The organism is Methylomonas sp. ZR1, assembly GCF_013141865.1.
Lineage (GTDB): Bacteria > Pseudomonadota > Gammaproteobacteria > Methylococcales > Methylomonadaceae > Methylomonas.
In genome coordinates, this window is record NZ_RCST01000001.1 from 2,675,208 (window position 1) to 2,694,091 (window position 18,884).

The window sequence follows — 18,884 nt, forward strand, 5'->3', positions numbered from 1 at the left end:
TAACTGCCAGTTTTCCGAAACGACTGGCACTTCCTAATTTTTACCTATCCCCGTATTTTGATTAACCCGAGAACAACTATGCGTAGCCACAAGTGTGGAGAATTGAACACCCAACATCTAGGTCAAACCGTTGCCCTGTGCGGCTGGGTTCATCGTCGCCGTGACCACGGCGGCGTTATTTTTATCGACTTGAGAGACCGCGCCGGCTTGGTGCAAGTGGTGTTCGATCCCGATATGGCCGAAAGCTTTGCGATTGCCGAGCATGTGCGCAGCGAATACGTGCTGCGTATCGAAGGTATCGTCCGCGACCGACCTGAAGGCACGCATAATCCCAATATGTCCACGGGCCAAATCGAAATTCTGGGCAAACATATCGAAGTGTTGAACGAAGCGGAAACCCCGCCGTTCCCGCTGGAAAGCGACATCGAAGTCAACGAAGAAACCCGCCTGCGTTTCCGTTACATCGACTTGCGCCGCACCGCGATGCAGCAAAAAATGAAAGTGCGCCGCGACGTGACCCGCAATCTGCGTCAATACCTGGACGATCACGAATTTTTCGAAATCGAAACGCCGTATCTGACCAAGGCTACGCCGGAAGGCGCGCGCGATTACATCGTACCCAGCCGTACCCACCAAAATTCGTTTTTTGCCTTGCCGCAATCACCGCAGCTTTACAAACAGCTGCTGATGATTGCCGGCATGGACCGCTATTACCAAGTGGTACGCTGCTTCCGCGACGAAGATTTGCGGGCTGATCGCCAGCCGGAATTTACCCAGCTGGATATCGAAACCTCGTTCATGAACGAACAAGAGATCATGGCGGTAATGGAAGAAATGATCCGCCGCTTGTTCAAGGACATTATCGAAGTGGATTTGGGCGACCAATTCCCGGTCATGAGTTATGCCGAAGCCATGAATCGTTACGGTTCGGACCGTCCGGATCTGCGTATCCCGCTGGAACTGGTAGACATTGCCGAGGAAATGAAAGGCGTGGATTTCAAAGTCTTCTCCGGCCCCGCCAACGATCCAAACGGCCGCGTCGTGGCCATGAAATTGCCGGAAGGCGGCGACTTGAGCCGCAGCGTGATCGACGAACTCACCAAATTTGTCGGCATTTACGGCGCAAAAGGCTTGGCTTATATCAAAGTCAACGACTTGGCGGCCGGCGTCGAAGGCTTGCAGTCGCCTATCGTCAAATTCGCTCCGGCTGATGTCTGGGCCAAAGTCATGGCGAAAGTGGGCGCTCAAAACGGCGACCTGATTTTCTTTGGTGCCGACAAAGCCGGCATCGTCAACGAAGCCATGGGCGCTCTGCGCGTTAAGCTCGGCCTGGATCGCAACTTGTTGACCGGCCCCTGGAAACCGCTTTGGGTCGTGGACTTCCCGATGTTCGCCTGGGACGAAAAAGCCCAACGCTACACCGCAATTCACCATCCGTTTACCGCACCGAGCTGCTCGGTGGAAGAATTGATCGCCAACCCCGGCACCGCGCTGTCTCGCGCTTATGACCTGGTGTTGAACGGCACCGAAGTCGGCGGCGGCTCGATCCGGATCAACCGCACTGCGATGCAACAAACCGTATTCGACATTCTGGGTATCGGCCACGAAGAAGCCCGCGAAAAATTCGGCTTCCTGCTGGATGCCTTGAAATACGGCGCGCCTCCGCATGGCGGTATCGCCTTTGGTTTGGACCGCTTGGTGATGTTAATGACCGGCGCCAGTTCGATCCGCGACGTCATAGCGTTCCCGAAAACCCAGACTGCCGCTTGCCCATTATTCAATGCGCCAGCATTGGTCAGCGAAGAACAATTGAAAGAATTGGGTATCAGACTGCGTACCCCAGCCGGCAAAACCGAAAAACAGGATTAAGGTAAATCTGAGGGCGGACTGTCCTTGTCCGCCCTTTGTTCTTGTTAAGCTTACCACCGGATACCTTGGGAAGCAGTCATCCAAGGTATTGATATACGTCAAAAAAGCACCCCAAATAGTCGTTGACTTTTTTTGCCAAATTGATAAGTTAATCACGTTATTTTTATTAAATAACAGATCCCGGTCGCGGATCTTCGCATGGCATATGGATTACCGCCCAACACTCCGAATGAGGAGGGGGATGCTATGAATAAAATAACTCCACATCTACTTCGCGATTTGAACTCTACTCTTCCTGAGGGCACGGAGTGCTATCTGTGCGGCGCAGTCAGAAGAGCGCTACACCATTACCGCAAGGGTCGCGAACCCGTGGCCTACCTAGACAAAGATCAAGCTCTGCCGGTGCTAGCCCATCGCCTTGGCCGCGGCCTTAGACGCTTTTTCGTAGACGACATACAAACAGCGCTAGATGCTGCAGACCATCCGGACCAGCAAAAAAGCTCGCTCAGCTGGCCCTACTAAATAAATCGATTAATCGTTTTTAGGTACACCTACCTACTACATCCCCCTTCGGCGAAGGGGGAGTTTTTTCAAGCCTTTCAACATTGAGCCTCAAACGCGGACCGGAAAAGCCAGCACATCACTGATAGACTCGCTGCCCAGAGCAATCATCAGCAGCCGATCCAAACCAATTGCTACCCCGCTGCAATCCGGCAAACCGAATTTCAATGCCTGCAAAAATGCTTCATCTTTGCTAACTACCGGCAAGTCATGGCTTAGCCGATAAGCAATTTCCTTATCAAAACGTGCCTCCTGTTCAACAGGATCGGCCAGCTCATAAAAGCCGTTGCCCAACTCCACACCGTTGATGAACACTTCAAAACGCTCACTGAGCCGAGAGTCATCGGCATGCAGACGCGCCAACGAAGACTGTATCGCCGGATAGCTATGCAGCAAATAAATCGTATCTTTATCCATCGCCCGCTGGACACAATGGCTAAAAATAAAATCCAGCCACAAGGCATGATCGTCGCCGCATAGGTCGACAGCCTCCGGAAGCGCATTCGCAGCCGCATAAGCCTCATAATCGCTGCTGCAAAATTCCAAGGGATCCAAGCCGGTGGCGTGCAAAAATAGTTGTTGGTAGCTGATTTGTTTGGTTGACAATGCGGCATGAAAAGGTTGCAACAACTGCAACAATAATTCGGCGACTTCCGCCATCAATTGCCGCAAATCGTAGCCGACCCGATACCATTCCAAAATCGTGAATTCCGGATTGTGGTAGCGCCCGGCTTCGCCGTTCCTAAAGGCCTTGCAGATCTGATAAATACTGCCGCTACCAGCGGCCAACAGCCGTTTCATCGCGAACTCAGGCGAGGTTTGCAGAAACAGGGTGGGCTGGCTGGGGGGGAAGTTAAACTGGCTGCTGAAAAAATCCAGCTGCGGATCGGTACCGGTGGCTGGGCACAATAGCGGCGTCTCGACTTCCAACACATCCCGTGCCTCGAAAAAACGCCGTATCGCCGCCAGCATTTGCGCGCGAGTGCGCAAATGCACCAGTGGGCAGCTCGGCTGCCAGCTCACCGTCACTCTTTGACGCGGGAGACGTATTCGCCGGTTCGGGTATCGACTTTAATGACTTCGCCGATTTGCACAAACAAGGGTACGCGCACCACGGCACCGGATTCCAGGGTTGCCGGTTTACCGCCACCGCCGGATGTATCGCCCTTCAGACCGGGATCGGTTTCGGTGATGGCCAATTCTACGAAATTGGGCGGGGTAACCGATAACGGTGAGTCGTTCCACAAGGTCATCGTGCAAATATCTTGCTCTTTCAGCCATTTAATGGCATCGGACACCGCATTTTTATCGGCTTGGTACTGCTCAAACGTATCGGGCACCATGAAATGCCAGAATTCGCCATCGCTATACAGATACTGCATTTCTTTATCAACGACGTCCGCACCTTCGACGGTATCGCCGGATTTAAAGGTACGTTCGATGACGCGGCCGGTTTTCAGATTTCTGATCCTGACCCGATTGAACGCCTGCCCCTTACCCGGCTTCACAAACTCGTTTTCGATAATCGAACAAGGGTCGTTGTCCAGCATGATTTTCAAACCGCCCTTGAACTCGTTGGTGCTAAAAGTCGCCATTTTTTCCTCGTGAAACAAATAATAGTCGGACGATTATAATGGATAAGATTTTTAATCGGAAACCGGAGCAGCATTGAACACCCAAACCGCCGGCTGGCAACAGGCGCTGGCCGACGCATTTACCAGCGTCGAGGCCCTTTGTGACTATTTGAATATTTCAACAGACAGCGTGGCATTGCTGCCGGATTTCAAAGCCTTTCCGCTCCGTGTGCCGCGCGGCTTTGCTGATTGCATGCGCCGCGGCGATCCAAATGACCCCTTGCTGAGACAAGTGCTGCCGACTCAGCACGAACTGATCGACTATCCCGGCTACAGCCTTGATCCGGTAGGCGACCTCGGTGCGGTCGCCGAAGCAGGTATCATTCATAAGTATCATGGCCGGGTATTGTTGATCAGCACCGGCGCTTGCGCAGTGCACTGCCGGTATTGTTTTCGGCGCAATTTCCCTTATGCGGAATTGCAGTTGTCGACGCAAAAAATTCAACAAGCGCTTAGCTACATCATCAGCCATCCGGAAATCAGCGAAGTCATCCTCAGTGGCGGCGACCCCTTGCTGCTAAATGACGAAAAACTCGGCCAGCTGTTGGCGCGGTTAGGTGAGATTGAACATATCAAACGTATTCGCATTCATAGCCGAGTGCCCATCGTGTTACCAATGCGCATCACCCAACCACTGCTCAACTCTTTCTCCAGCCTGTCGCAACAAGTTGTGATGGTATTTCACGCCAATCATGCGAATGAGCTGAGTGCTGCCGTTGGAGCTATTTGCGGCGATTTACGCCGCCACGGCATCACTTTATTGAACCAAAGCGTTCTGCTAAAGGGAGTTAACGATGCCGGCCGCACTCTCTGCGAACTGAGCGAAAAGCTATTTGATCTGGGGATTTTGCCTTACTACCTGCATGTATTGGATCACGCCAGCGGCACCGGTCATTTTGAAGTATCCGAAATCGCCGCCCGACAATTGCTCGAAGATATGCAAAGCCATCTACCCGGTTATCTGGTTCCCAAGCTGGTTAAAGAACAGGCCGGAGCAGCCTATAAAATCCCAATTTGCTGAGCACCGGACAGTTTTCCGGCGACATGGATTCACATTTACCGATACCCGGTCTAAGATTTTTCCCGTCCCTCCCGGCCAAATCCCCGACATCAGCAAACTATGACAGATAAACTTGCCAATACTGCCAATCAGATACGCCGGTTCGTGCTGGTCGCAGTGTGTTTACTGTTGATAGGTGAGATTACCGTTGTGCTCTATCAAAACATAAACGGCACGAGTGAGCTGACCAAAATATTGATAGTTTTGCTGCCCGGACTGGCTGTCTTGTTGATTTTTAGCGAACTGCTGTCAAATCGGCAAATTTTATCCTCCGGACTGACACCCATCGGCGACTTTTACGACCATCTCGCCCAATCCGCCATCGTGGTCGATAATCAGGGGATTATTCGCCATGCCAACCAGGCAGCCGCTTTGTCGGTGGGCAAGTCCCCGGCGGAATTAGTCGGACAAACCATACACGCCTGGTTTCACCCGACCCACCATGCCGAAACAGAGTGCCCCTTATGCCAACATATCATGGCCGGCAAGGCTATGCAGGCCAGCGACTTTGCCTTTCCAAATCAAACATGGCAGCAAATCTCGCTTACCCGTCTGTCCACGCAGAACAACAGCGAATTAATTCAGTTCCATATCGACATCACGCCGCGAAAACAAGTTGAAGAACAATTGGCCCTGGTCATAGACGGCGCCCAGCTAGGCTACTGGGATTGGAATTATCTAAGCGGCGAACATTCCGTGAATCAACGTTGGCTGGACATGTTGGGCCTCAGCCATGACGAGCTGGATAACTATGTCAGCGACTGGGACAAACGCCTGCATCCGGACGACAGACAACGAGTGAAACAGTTCGTTGCCAAACATATAGCCTCCGACCGCCCCTATGTCGTGGAATTTCGCATGCGCCATAAACTCGGCCATTGGGTATGGATACAAGGCTCCGGCGCCGTTGTTGCGTACGATCCGGTCAGCGGCGCTCCAAGCCGGCTATGCGGCACGCACCAAGACATCAGCGTGCGGAAGCAGTCGGAGCACAATCTGCAACGCGCCTATCAAATTATCAGCCAGAGCGCAGCAGTGGTATTGAAATGGAATAATTCCGAAGGATTACCGATAGAATTCGCCACTGAGAACGCCCGCCAGCTATTCGGCTACAGCGTCGAACAATTGATTACCGGCAATCTGTTTTATCTCAACCTGATCCATCCCGACGATGTCGGGGTTTTCCTTCGCGAGATCGCCACCTGCCGCAACGATCCGGACTGTTCCGAAATAGCGCATCAACCCTATCGCATCGTCGCCCAAAACGGCGGCATAAAATGGGTGCAAGACCGCAAGATGGTGGTGCGCAACGAGCAAGGCAAGATTATCGACTATCAGGGTCTGGTGAGTGACATCACTCAGCAGCGCCAGCAATCCAGTGTGATTAGGAATATCGTCTCCAGCAACCTGCCGCAAAGTGCCGCGTCACTGCTGGATAATCTGACACTATTGACCGTGGAAACCCTGGGAGCCGATTTTGCATTAATTGCCGAAACAACGGGCAATGGACGTGCCCGCAGCCTATCGCTTTGCGCAAAAGGCAAAATTGTCGGTAACCGCGAATTCAGCCTGGATAATTCGCCTTGCCGCGAGGTGGCCGCCGGCACTATTTGTTGTGTCGAACACGACGCAGCGGAGCGATTCCCCGACGCCGACTGGCTGCGACGCCAACAAATTCAAGGTTATCTGGGCATTCCATTACACGACAAACAACAAAATAGTTTCGGATTTATCTCGGTATCCTACTGTCGGCCCATTCCCGATACTACCTTTGCCACAGACACCCTGAAATTATTCGCGTTGCAAATTACCGCCGAACTGGAACGCAGCCGCGCCATCAATGCGCTGCAAGACCAGAAACAGCGCTTACTGGATGCGCAAAGCATTTCCCATATCGGCGATTGGCATTGGCATTTGCCTGACAATCACTTTAGCTGGTCGGACGAAATGTATCGGATCACCGCAACCAGTAAAGCTGTTTTTACCCCCAACTTTTCCAGCATTTTAAGCACGCTGATTCATCCGGACGACCAAAGCTTTTTCAAAACATCGATGCAAAACGCGATCAGTAGCGGCAGTCTCGATTTCAGACATCGGATAGTGCTCGGTAACGACCAAATTCGTCATGTCCACCAACGCGGACAAGTTATTCGCGACGTTAATGACAAACCCACTGGCGTTCAAGGCACCATGCAAGACATCACCGACCGGCTGCAAACCGAGCAACGGCTGTTGGAAGCCAAGCAGCAGGCAGAACAGGCAACACGGGTAAAATCGGAATTTCTCGCCAATATGAGCCACGAAATCCGCACGCCGATGAATGCCATTATCGGCTTGGTTGAATTATGTCTGAACAGCAGCATCTCCGCCAAACAGCGCGACTACCTGGAAAGAGTGGAAACCGCGTCACGCTCGTTGATGACCATCATTGACGACATTCTGGACTTTTCCAAAATGGAAGCCGGAAAAATGCAACTGGAATCCGTACCTTTTCTATTGGAAGAAATGCTGGATAAGGTATTTTCCACGATGTCGGAACTTTGCGCCAGCAAAGGCATAGCCTTGATTCGCCCACCTAAGACGCTAACTTTTCTCCCGGTGATCGGCGACCCGCAACGGCTAAGGCAAATTTTTATCAATCTGATCGGGAATGCGATCAAATTTACCGAACATGGCGAGGTAAGAGTCACGCTCACCGAACTTAAGCGCTCTGCGCAACAGACTTGTTTGCAGTTTAGTATCAGCGATACCGGCATCGGCATGAATGCAGAAAAACAAGCCAAACTATTCCAGGCGTTCAGCCAAGGCGACAGTAGCGTCACACGTCATTACGGCGGCACGGGCTTGGGCCTGATCATCTCCAAACAATTGGTTGAACAAATGGGCGGAACCATAAGCGTCGCCAGCCAAGAAAATCTGGGCTCTACATTTACCTTTAGCGTCAAACTGGGCATTACCAGCCTTGCTTCGATACGCAACGCGCAATACCAACAAAAGCTCCCCCTCGATACGGGGAAATTGCAACATATCAGGGGCGCCCGAGTATTGCTGGTTGAAGACAACGAAGTGAATCGAATTGTGGCCATCGAGTTGCTGGAACAAGCACATTTGCAAGTCGACGTGGCCGAAAACGGCGAAATCGCCTTGGGCAAACTGCAACAAACCACTTACGACTGCGTGCTAATGGATGTGCAAATGCCGGTGATGGATGGCTATCAAACCACCAAACAACTACGAACACTCCCCGGCTGTCAAACCTTGCCGGTCATAGCGATGACCGCTAACGCCATGAGTAATGATCGCAACAAATGCTTTCAAGCCGATATGGACGATTTCATCAGCAAACCGATATTACCGGAAACGCTTTACGCCACGCTGGCAAAATGGATTAAACCGCGAGCCGACGGGATACCCCAGACCGATCCCAACAGCGAACAGTTGGAAAGCAATCCGCTTCCTTATCTGTATGGCATAGACACCTCCGCCGGCTTACAACATACGGCCGGGAATCTAGCCGTCTATCGAAAAGTGTTACTAAAATTTGCTGAAAACCATGCGGATACCATGAACGAAATCGGCCAAGCCTTCATACATAACCAGTACGACAAGGCCTATCAATTAGTCCATACTTTGAAAGGCTTAGTCGGCTCCCTCGGAGCGTTACAATTGCAAAGCCACTTAGTACGGCTGGAAGAGTCGCTAATCGATTTCCGCGCCAATATTGCCGACGTCCCGTATATCGATAGTAATATTGCCGCCACAACACTGGAGATGAGCAAGGTTATCAGCAGCATCAACAGTAATTTGGCCAACAGCGAAAGCCACAGCGACGGTGAACCGCGCTACTCGACACTGGAAACTCGGCAACAGCTGGCCATATTGATTGATAAACTGCAAACCTTCGATTCCGACTCGGACCAGCAACTTGAGCGGATTATGCGCCATATCGATGATAAAGCTCTGCTGCAAATCTTATTGCCCATCAAAAAACAAATTGCCAATTACCAGTTTGTAGATGCCGCGCAAGCTCTCAACCACATACTGGAACATCGGATATAGGAAAATGGAAAGTAGAAACACGCATACCATTCTGGCCGTGGATGATAGCCCGGAAAATCTGGATCTTATCAAGAATATTCTCGAACCCCATTACACGGTAAAAGTAGCCGTGCATAGCGAACTGGCGTTACATATCGCCACCAGCCAGCTTCCCGATCTGATCCTACTGGACATCATGCTGGACGACATGGATGGTTATGAAATATGCCACCAACTCAAGTCGTCGGATAAAACCCGCAATATTCCGATTATTTTTCTGACCGCTAAACACTCGGAAGAAGATGAGGTACACGGTTTTCGAATCGGCGGTAGCGACTACATCACCAAACCGTTTTCGCCATCGATTGTTTTAGCAAGAGTACGCACCCAAATACAGCTAAAAACTAAATCCGATTTATTGGAAAAACTGGCATCGCTGGATGGACTGACCGAGATACCCAACCGCAGAGCGTTTGACGCCGCCCTGGAACGCCAATGGAACCAGTCCAAACGCACGGGCATGCCGCTCTCATTGTTAATTGCCGATATTGACAATTTCAAACAATTTAACGACTACTTTGGCCACCCTATGGGCGACGAGTGCCTGAAACGGGTGGCGCGTGCCTTACAAACCATTACCCACAGACCCGAAGACTTGGTAGCAAGATTGGGCGGTGAAGAGTTCGCCATCCTGCTTCCCAACACCGACAGCATAGGCGCCCTGATGCGTGCCGAGCAGTACCGCGAAGCCATAGAGAATCTGAAAATACGGCACACACAGAACAATCCCAACAATTTCGTGACCATATCCCTCGGGGTTGCGACGCTACAGGCCCACACATTCGACGACGTTGCCAGTTTATTGAAAGCAGCGGACGATGCGTTATATCAGGCCAAGCATCAAGGGCGGAATCGTATCTGCGCGAATAACTTGTCCAACGGCAGGTAGTTTAGAGATCTGCGCGTCGTTCCCGTTTCCGAAAGCGTCTATAATCCCCGCTAATCCACTCGATACCTTATTACCTCGGCTTTTTGTTTATGCATCTTTACCTCGACTTTAATGCTTCCTATCTTGCCGCGTTTGTAATGGGTTTATTCAGCAGCCTGCATTGCATAGGCATGTGCGGTTCCATTATCGGCACCCTAACTTACAGTCTGAAACCCGAACTTCGTAACGATAAGCGCCGTCTGTTCGGCATCGTGCTGAATTACAACATCGGCCGGGTTCTCAGCTACGCGATGGCCGGTGCCTTGGTTGGCGTGCTGGAGGCCTTCTTAACTTTACCTTTTGCTCAAGGTCAAGCGCACAGATTTTTGCAACTCCTCTCCGCCGTGGTGATGGCGGGTGCAGGGCTTTACCTTGGCGGCTGGTTTCCGTACTTTGCCTATATAGAAAAAATGGGCGCACGCTTCTGGAAACTGATCGAACCATTCGGCCGCCGATTGATTCCGGTACAAAACCGCACCCAAGCTTTGTTGTTTGGTATGGTGTGGGGCTGGCTACCCTGTGGCCTGATTTATACGGCATTGGCACTAGCAGTTACCACGGGGAGCATTACCCACAGCGCGCTCACGATGTTAGCATTTGGATTGGGCACTTTACCTGCCGTAATGGGTGTCGGTATAATGACCTCATTACTGGCGAGGCTTTCGAAAATCCGGCACTTTAAACACGCGGTGGCAGCCTTGTTTATTATCTTTGCGCTATTAGCAGCCTTCCCATGGCTCTATCCGATGCGCGTTGAACACATCATGACGTTTTGAGAGGTTTTACAGTGGATAACTTCGATCCTATTATTGGACAATCTCCCGCAATCGAAGCATTGATTCGCAGCGCTCGTATCGTTGCGGCGACCGACGTTACCGTGCTGATCAAAGGCGAAACCGGCACGGGAAAAGAAGTACTGGCAACGGCAATTCAAAAGGATAGCCCGCGCGCAAATAAACCTTTCATCGCCTTAAATTGCGCAGCACTCCCTGAGGGTCTGGTTGAATCAGAAATATTCGGCCATAAGAAAGGCGCTTTTACCGGCGCGGTATCGGACAAGCAAGGTTTGTTTCAGGCAGCCGATGGCGGCACTTTGTTTCTGGACGAAATCAATTCCTTACCCTTGGGAATCCAGGCAAAACTTTTGCGCTTTCTGGAGTCGGGAGAATGTTTACCCGTTGGCGGCACCAAACCCTACATGGTGAATGTGCGCGTGATTGCTGCCTCCAATGCCGACCTCACCAAACTGATAGAAAACGGTCAATTTCGTCAGGACTTGTATTTCCGCTTAAATGTAGTGCCGCTGGAATTGCCGGCATTGCATCAGCGCACCGAAGATATAGAAATACTGGCGAAACACTTTTTCACACACTTCTCGGCCGCACATTCCCTGGAACCGCCTACTTTCAGCAGACAAGCCATAAAAACGCTGCGCAGCTACAAATGGCCGGGCAATGTACGTGAATTGCGCAATCTTTGCGAAAGACTGAGCATTCTGCTGGCGGGCAAAGTAATCGAGCCGGAAAATCTGCCCCACGAATTCAACCGCAGCGCAATAACAGTCAGCTCGGACTTTACTTTGCCGGAGTTGGGTCTACAACTAGATGCACTGGAAGCAGATATGATTCTGCAAGCTTTGAACAGAACCAAGGGCAATCGCAGCAAATCGGCGCGCTTATTGGGCATTTCCAGAGACACCTTGCTTTACCGGATTCAAAAGCACGGCTTGGCAACACACTAAGCCATACGGTTTACCGGGGCTGCATGGTTCAGCCCCAGCCTCCACCTAAACAGCTAACGCCGCCTGATCCACTGCACAGTAACATTATCGCTTTTACCTTGGGCTCGTAACACTGCCATTTTTGCCATCTTCTGCAACTCCGGCTTTCCGCTGCACTCTTGCGATAACGCCAACAATTCCTGTTCCTTTACAAACTCCCAAAAACCGTCGCTACAGAGCAGAAAAGTTTCGCCGCATTTCATCGGTGGGAAACAGGCAATATCCACCGCAGGCGTACTCAACACATTGATGCTTCGCGTGAGCTTATGCTGGTCGGGATGAACCCCCATCTCCCATTCGCTGATTTTTCCCTCGTTAAACAGTTGTTGGGGCACCGAATGATCTTTTGTACGCCATAGGACTTGCTCGGAATTGATCCGATAAACTCGCGAATCTCCGCAATGCGCCACTATCGCTCGTTCCTGGTCCAAATACAGAATTGCGCAGGTGGTGTGGGCATCGCTTGCAAACGGATCGTCGGCAAATAGTTCACTCATATTCCTAACAGCTTCCGCAATCCAAGCAGCCATGACCGTTTCTGCCTTCACTGAGGCTATATGAGCATGATATTTTTCCGCCAGAGCAATCAAGCTACGGCAAAAAAATTGCGACGCTTTTTCGCCGGAGTAATGTCCGCCTAATCCGTCAGCGACCACAAATAATGCGTAATCAGAGCACACCCGGTGCGCCATGCAATCCTGATTGACCTCGCGATTGCCTATCGAGGTTAATTGATAAAACTCGAGTTCGTTCTGCATTACATCAACCGTGTAAACGCGACTCCCGCATGACACGCTTCATATCCCTGACCGCGCTATCCAAGCCGGAAAACAAAGCCTGCGCAATCAAGGAATGACCAATATTTAGCTCAACAATCTGCTCGATCCGGCAAATAGCTTCCACATTGGCGATATTCAAGCCGTGGCCGGCATTCACTTGCAATCCTGCTTGGTGCGCGTAAGCCGCAGCCGTGCGGATTCGTTGCAATTCTTGCTCCCGCTCTGGTTTACTTGCAGCATCGGCATAGCGGCCGGTATGTAACTCCACCACCGGCGCACCCGCCTGGACCGCCGCGTCGATTTGCCGATAATCCGGATCGATAAACAAAGAGACTTCTATATTCGCATCCGCCAATTGTTGGCAAGCAGAACGCATCTTTTCCGCGGCGCCTGCCACATCCAGACCGCCTTCGGTCGTCAATTCCTCTCGGCGCTCGGGCACCAAACAACAAGCTTGTGGCTCGACCTTAACCGCAAACGCCAACATGGCTTCTGTCACGGCCATCTCCAGATTCAACCGGGTGTGCAACATATCCTTTAACAAATAAATATCTCTGTCCTGAATATGCCGCCTGTCTTCGCGCAAATGCGCGGTAATACCGTCAGCACCGGCTTGCTCGGCGATCAGCGCAGCCTGCACCGGCTCGGGATAACGAGTACCTCTAGCCTGACGCAAGGTCGCAACATGGTCGATGTTGACACCTAATAAGATGATTTGTTTTTCCATTGAATATAAGTCCGCAAGCGGATGAGAAAGAGGGATGAAAGACGGTCAACCTATCCTGATCTTTGTCTTTCGCCTATAAATACTTAATAATTTTTGCCAGGACATCCCTACTTTTCAACTGTCTGCCTTGCAAATGTCCATCCAGCATTTTTCTGAAGAGCAGTTTGGCTTCGAGCAGCGCGCGGCCTTCCAATGAAGCCCTTGCGGCCAATATTGACAAGGTTTCACCACCGATCAAACCTTCGTTATCCGCGACCATGCCGCAATCAGCTAAAAAATTGTAGCGCTGACCTATCTTGATGGGATTACCGTTAGCTTCCGAATCCATCGCAACGGCGTAGCCAGCTTCTTGCAATAAATCCAGTTCAAAATAACGCAGAGTCTGCTCGATACATTCACCAAGCAATAAACCACTCAAGCAGCGCTCGTAGCAGCTAAATATCTCGGGCTGGGGATCGTTTTTGTGCACGAATAGTTGCACCAGCTCGTTCACATAAAATCCGCAGTACAGCGCCAAGCGCTCTAAAGGGTAGCTGTCGACGTATTCCACCTGAGACAGAATTTTTAGTTCGTTTTTATCGATAAAGGACAGCCGCAATGCACTGAAAGGCAATAACAACCCGGCTATTTTCGACTTTTCCTTACGCACACCCTTGGCAAGCATGGACATCACGCCAAAATCCCGCGTGAAGACCTCTAACAATACACTGGTTTCCCGGTATGGCCGATGCTGCAGAACAAACGCCGGCTGTAAATAAACGGCCGAGCCGCTCATTAATGGTCAAAATCGCTAAAACCTAAACTCTGCAAGGCGCGCTCGTTATCCGACCAACCCTTTTTCACTTTAACCCACAATTCCAGATAGACTTTTTGGCCGATCAATTTTTCAATATCAACCCGCGCCTCGCTACCGACTTTTTTCAACATTTCGCCTTGTTTACCGATGACGATGCTTTTTTGGCTATCACGCTCCACCAAGATGGCCGCGTATATTTTGCAAAGCTCCGGAAACTCCTCGTAACGTTCGATTTCGACAGTCAGCGCATAAGGTAATTCATCGCCTAAACGCCGAGTCAATTTTTCGCGAATAATTTCAGCGGCAAAAAAGCGCTCCGGCCTGTCGGTGATTTGATCTTCCGGATAAATGAGCTCGGCCTCGGGCAGCAACGCCATAATGTGCTGTTCCAGCACCTCAAGATTGGTATTTTTCAAGGCCGAAACCGGCACGATATGCTGAAACGGATATTTTTGCTGCGCCTCGGCGAAGAACTTCAGCACCGCATCCTTATCCTTGATTTTATCGACCTTGTTGATTGCCAAGATAACCGGCAGTCCGGCTTGCTCGAGTTTCTTGAAAATCTTCTCGTCGTAGTCGTGCCAATACAGGCCATCCAGCAACCAAATCACGACATCGACCCCAAGCAGCGTGCTGTCCGCAGTCTTATTCAGATAACGGTTCAATACCTTTTTTTCGTCGCTGTGCATGCCCGGTGTGTCCATGAAGATGGCTTGACCAGCGGCTGTCGTCTTGATACCCAGAATTCGGTGCCGGGTAGTTTGCGGTTTTCTTGAGGTGATACTGAGTTTCTGACCCAGCAAGTGATTCATCAGCGTCGATTTGCCGACATTGGGCCTACCGATTAAAGCAACATATCCGCAGTTCATTTATCCCTGGATTGTAAAAAATTTAACATATTTTCGGCAGCAGCCTGCTCGGCCTTTTTTCTGGAAATACCCACGCCGTTGCGCGTTTCCGGTGTTAATGCGATGGTGCATTTCACTTCAAAGGTTTGGGCATGATCCGCGCCGGACATACTGACCAATTCGTAAATCGGCAAGGGTTTACGGCTGGCTTGCATCAACTCCTGCAAACGGGTTTTCGGGTCTTTGGTCCAATCGTCTACTTTCAGCGCGGCCAGCTTGTCATCGAATAATCGCAATATCCACTGCTGACAAACCTCAACGCCTTGGTCTTTCAGCAAGGCCCCCATGATGGCTTCCAACGCATCCGACAAAATCGAATCTCTACGGAAACCGCCGCTTTTCAGTTCGCCGGAACCGAGAATTAGATAATCACCGATATTGTGCTGCCTGGCCACTTCCGCCAGAGAATTCTGGTTGACCAAACTGGCCCGCAACCGACTTAAGGCGCCCTCTCCCGCCTCGGGGAACAGTTCGTATAGTTTTTGGGCGATCACGAAGCCCAACACGGAATCGCCCAAATATTCGAGACGCTCGTTGTTTCTGGCCCCCATGCTGCGATGAGTCAAAGCCATCGTAAATAAGCTGGGATCGTTAAACCTTAAACCCAACTTGCCGGCAAGAATTTCAGGTTTCTTAATCACTTGTTGCCAGCTTCGAATCCCTCGTGGAACTCAACCAACACACTCAAATTCCCCATGATGGGTTCTACACGCTCATAGTCTATGTCAACCCGTACATAGCCGGGTTGCGCGACAATTTTGATATTGTCATTGGTGACGTGCTCTACATAATTCATATCAAAGCGTTTTTCCAAGCTACCCTTTATATCAGACTTAGTTTTAGTCACTATATCAGTAGTGTTTTCTACTGCTTTCAAGGCGTTAACTACGCGGCTATGATTAATATAAATCGGCGCAATTTTTAGAATCAATAAGGTAAAAAAACCAATTAACGCCAAAATAAAGGCAATGGACAGAAAGGTTAAACCGCGTTGTTTTTTTAATGATGACGGCATAACACTACCCCCGAGAAAAATTAGAAATAAACCGACGACTGTTGAGAGTCCACCGCATTAAGCATTGTTTTTTCGGATTATCTAACAGCTAACCGCTCAACGCAGCACTGTGCCTAGCCGGTCGAAAGCAATACCGTTATTTTGCCAGTCCCAATTCATCCAGATAAAAAAGGCTCTACCCACCAGATTAGCTTCCGGTACCATACCCCAATAACGACTGTCATTACTGTTATCGCGGTTATCGCCCATGACGAAATACTGACCCTGCGGCACGACGAACACATCCTCTACAGACGAAGCCCCGTGACTTACCAGGATGGAATGCTCAACCCCCAACAAATCCTCTTCCAGCCGCTCGGCACCGCTCATATTGCTGCCCTGCCCGACGCCTTGATAACGCCCAAGCGACACTTGCTTGGCGGGTACGCCGTTGACGTAAAGCTTTTTGTCAAAGTAAGCGATGCGGTCACCCGGCAAACCAATCACCCGTTTGATGTAATCAACTTCCGGTTGTTTCGGAAACCTGAACACCACGATATCGCCGCGCTTGGGCTCACCCATTTCGATAACCTTGGTGTTCAGCACCGGTAAGCGCACTCCATAACTGAATTTATTCACCAAAATAAAATCACCGACCAACAATGTCGGCATCATCGATCCCGAGGGAATCCGGAAAGGTTCGAACAGAAACGAGCGCAGCAACAATACGATCAACACCACCGGAAAAAACGAACGCGCATATTCGACCAATAACGGCTCGTTCTCAGTAGGATAAGGTAGATTGGCCCGCTTCAGATATAAGCTATAGCCACCCCAGACAACGCCGGTGACAAAACTGGCTACCACCAGAAAAAATGAAAAATCGTAATCCATAATTGATCGTTATTACTCTTTATTGACCTGCAACACCGCCAGGAAGGCTTCCTGTGGAATCTCGATACTACCCACCTGCTTCATGCGTTTCTTACCGGCTTTCTGTTTTTCCAGCAGCTTTTTCTTACGGGTAATGTCGCCACCATAACATTTGGCTGTGACATTTTTGCGCATGGCTTTGACCGTAGAGCGGGCGATGACTTTTGCGCCAATGGCCGCCTGGATCGCCACTTCGTACATCTGCCGCGGAATCAGATCTTTCATCTTATCGACTAAATCTCGACCACGGTTCTGACTCAAATCCCGATGCACAATAATAGACAAGGCATCGACTTTATCGCCATTGATCAAGACGTCCAGCTTAACCAGCGGCGCAGGCTCGAAGCGCAAAAATTCGTAATCGAAAGACGCATAGCCGCGGCTACAGGATTTCAAACGATCAAAGAAATCCAGCACTACTTCACTCATCGGTAGTTCGTAACTAAGCGATACTTGGCTACCGGCATATTGCATGTTTTTTTGGATGCCGCGTTTTTCGATACAAAGATTGATCACGTTACCCAAGTAGGCCTGCGGCACCAGAATATTGGCCTGAATAATCGGTTCGCGAATCTCGACAATGGTGCCGACGTCCGGCAGCTTAGCCGGATTGTCGACCATAACGACCTCGCCGCCATGGGTTTCCACTTCGTAAATAACAGTCGGCGCGGTGGTAATCAGATCGATGTTGTATTCGCGCTCCAGCCGTTCCTGGACGATCTCCATATGTAGCATGCCGAGGAAGCCGCAACGAAAGCCAAAACCCAGCGCTTGCGAGGTTTCCGGTTCGTAATTGAGTGCCGAGTCGTTTAGACGCAATTTATCCAACGCTTCGCGCATCGCGCCGAAATCATCGGAACTGACGGGATACAAACCAGCAAACACCCGCGGCTGGACTTTTTCAAACCCCGGCAGTACTTCACTGGCTGGATTGTCGGTAGCCGTAATGGTGTCGCCGACCGGTGCGCCGAAAATATCCTTGATGCCGGCGACAATGAATCCCACCTCACCGGTGTTGAGTTGCTGCTTTTCCAATTGTTTGGGGGTATAAACGCCCAATTTATCAACCAGAAATGACTTTCCGGTCGACATGACGGTAATTTTTTGCTTTTTACGTAGACTTCCGTTGACGATGCGCACCAAGGACACCACGCCGAGATAGTTGTCGAACCAGGAATCGATGATTAAAGCCTGTAACGGCGCATTTTCATCGCCGGCCGGCGGTGGAATTTTTTGAATCAGTTGATCCAGCACGGCTTCGACACCAATCCCGGTCTTCGCGCTGATCTTCAAAGCTTCATCGGCCGGAATGCCGATCACATTCTCAATTTCTTCCATCACCCGCTCGGGTTCAGCTGACGGCAAATCGATCTTATTCAAGACCGGCACGACTTCCAAACCTTGTTCGATGGCGGTATAGCAGTTAGCGACGCTTTGCGCTTCGACGCCTTGAGCAGCATCGACGACCAGCAAGGCGCCTTCGCAAGCCGCCAGCGAACGCGAAACTTCATAGGAAAAATCCACGTGGCCCGGCGTGTCGATAAAGTTCAGCTGATAGGTGACGCCGTCACTGGCCTTGTAATCCAGGGTGACGCTTTGCGCCTTGATGGTAATGCCGCGTTCCCGCTCCAGATCCATGGAATCGAGTACCTGCGCCTCCATTTCCCGGTCGCTTAAGCCGCCACAAATTTGAATAAATCGGTCTGCCAATGTCGATTTCCCGTGATCGATATGGGCAATGATGGAGAAATTTCTGATATTTTTTTGATCCACTTAGCTTCTAGTTAATTCGTTAGGTTTACAGAATAAATGCGGTA

16 protein-coding genes are annotated in these 18,884 nt (G+C 50.6%); 6 read left to right on the plus strand and 10 right to left on the minus strand.

Annotation, left to right across the window (positions count from 1 at the left end; translation table 11 throughout):
• Window positions 1-78 precede the first annotated feature (78 nt).
• Window positions 79-1,869 carry an aspartate--tRNA ligase gene (aspS, locus tag DDY07_RS12015; RefSeq protein WP_171696075.1) on the plus strand — a complete coding sequence of 597 codons (1,791 nt, stop codon included), beginning with the start codon at window positions 79-81 and terminating at the stop codon, window positions 1,867-1,869.
• Window positions 1,870-2,481: 612 nt separating this feature from the next.
• On the opposite strand, the gene epmA is transcribed toward aspS, so the two are convergent.
• On the minus strand, window positions 2,482-3,459 hold the full coding sequence (gene epmA / locus DDY07_RS12020) for an EF-P lysine aminoacylase EpmA (RefSeq protein WP_171696076.1): 978 nt from the start codon (window positions 3,457-3,459) through the stop codon (window positions 2,482-2,484).
• Window positions 3,456-4,025, minus strand: a complete 570-nt coding sequence (gene efp, locus DDY07_RS12025; RefSeq protein ID WP_033155525.1) for an elongation factor P — start codon at window positions 4,023-4,025, stop codon at window positions 3,456-3,458. Before efp ends, epmA begins: the two co-directional genes overlap by 4 nt.
• A gap of 73 nt (window positions 4,026-4,098) precedes the next feature.
• Here efp and epmB point away from each other — a divergent pair, with 73 nt between their 5' ends.
• The 5 genes from epmB (at window position 4,099) to DDY07_RS12050 (ending at window position 11,891) form a co-directional block, all read left to right on the plus strand.
• Complete coding sequence (gene epmB, locus DDY07_RS12030) at window positions 4,099-5,085, plus strand: EF-P beta-lysylation protein EpmB (RefSeq protein ID WP_171696077.1); 987 nt, start codon at window positions 4,099-4,101, stop codon at window positions 5,083-5,085.
• A gap of 99 nt (window positions 5,086-5,184) precedes the next feature.
• A complete protein-coding gene (locus tag DDY07_RS12035; RefSeq protein WP_171696078.1) occupies window positions 5,185-9,183 on the plus strand; it encodes a PAS domain-containing protein in 3,999 nt (1,332 codons plus the stop codon).
• A 4-nt stretch (window positions 9,184-9,187) separates the two neighbouring features.
• Entirely contained in the window at window positions 9,188-10,111 is a 924-nt protein-coding gene (locus DDY07_RS12040; RefSeq protein ID WP_033155528.1) for a diguanylate cyclase, read from the plus strand.
• Between the two features lie 89 nt (window positions 10,112-10,200).
• Window positions 10,201-10,926 carry a sulfite exporter TauE/SafE family protein gene (locus tag DDY07_RS12045; protein ID WP_020485298.1) on the plus strand — a complete coding sequence of 242 codons (726 nt, stop codon included), beginning with the start codon at window positions 10,201-10,203 and terminating at the stop codon, window positions 10,924-10,926.
• Between the two features lie 11 nt (window positions 10,927-10,937).
• Window positions 10,938-11,891 (plus strand): sigma-54-dependent Fis family transcriptional regulator, encoded by a 954-nt coding sequence (locus tag DDY07_RS12050; RefSeq protein ID WP_033155529.1) that lies wholly within the window; start codon window positions 10,938-10,940, stop codon window positions 11,889-11,891.
• A 53-nt stretch (window positions 11,892-11,944) separates the two neighbouring features.
• Here DDY07_RS12050 and DDY07_RS12055 read toward each other — a convergent pair whose 3' ends face one another.
• The 8 genes from DDY07_RS12055 to lepA all read right to left on the minus strand — a co-directional run bounded on the left by DDY07_RS12055 (window position 11,945) and on the right by lepA (window position 18,840).
• Window positions 11,945-12,688 (minus strand): PP2C family serine/threonine-protein phosphatase, encoded by a 744-nt coding sequence (locus DDY07_RS12055; protein ID WP_171696079.1) that lies wholly within the window; start codon window positions 12,686-12,688, stop codon window positions 11,945-11,947.
• A 4-nt stretch (window positions 12,689-12,692) separates the two neighbouring features.
• On the minus strand, window positions 12,693-13,436 hold the full coding sequence (gene pdxJ / locus DDY07_RS12060) for a pyridoxine 5'-phosphate synthase (RefSeq protein ID WP_171696080.1): 744 nt from the start codon (window positions 13,434-13,436) through the stop codon (window positions 12,693-12,695).
• A gap of 73 nt (window positions 13,437-13,509) precedes the next feature.
• Window positions 13,510-14,211: a DNA repair protein RecO gene (recO, locus tag DDY07_RS12065; RefSeq protein WP_171696081.1), complete on the minus strand. Its 702-nt coding sequence runs from the start codon at window positions 14,209-14,211 to the stop codon at window positions 13,510-13,512.
• The gene (gene era, locus DDY07_RS12070) at window positions 14,211-15,101 is read right to left on the minus strand and encodes a GTPase Era (protein WP_171696082.1); all 891 of its coding nucleotides are present in this window, start codon (window positions 15,099-15,101) and stop codon (window positions 14,211-14,213) included. Before era ends, recO begins: the two co-directional genes overlap by 1 nt.
• Window positions 15,098-15,781 carry a ribonuclease III gene (gene rnc, locus DDY07_RS12075; protein ID WP_033155534.1) on the minus strand — a complete coding sequence of 228 codons (684 nt, stop codon included), beginning with the start codon at window positions 15,779-15,781 and terminating at the stop codon, window positions 15,098-15,100. The genes era and rnc overlap by 4 nt, the downstream gene beginning before the upstream one ends.
• The gene (locus DDY07_RS12080) at window positions 15,778-16,155 is read right to left on the minus strand and encodes a DUF4845 domain-containing protein (RefSeq protein ID WP_033155535.1); all 378 of its coding nucleotides are present in this window, start codon (window positions 16,153-16,155) and stop codon (window positions 15,778-15,780) included. Before DDY07_RS12080 ends, rnc begins: the two co-directional genes overlap by 4 nt.
• Window positions 16,156-16,251: 96 nt before the next feature.
• On the minus strand, window positions 16,252-17,028 hold the full coding sequence (gene lepB / locus DDY07_RS12085) for a signal peptidase I (RefSeq protein WP_171696083.1): 777 nt from the start codon (window positions 17,026-17,028) through the stop codon (window positions 16,252-16,254).
• 12 nt (window positions 17,029-17,040) lie between these two features.
• Window positions 17,041-18,840 carry a translation elongation factor 4 gene (gene lepA, locus DDY07_RS12090; protein ID WP_101054918.1) on the minus strand — a complete coding sequence of 600 codons (1,800 nt, stop codon included), beginning with the start codon at window positions 18,838-18,840 and terminating at the stop codon, window positions 17,041-17,043.
• Window positions 18,841-18,884: the final 44 nt, after the last annotated feature.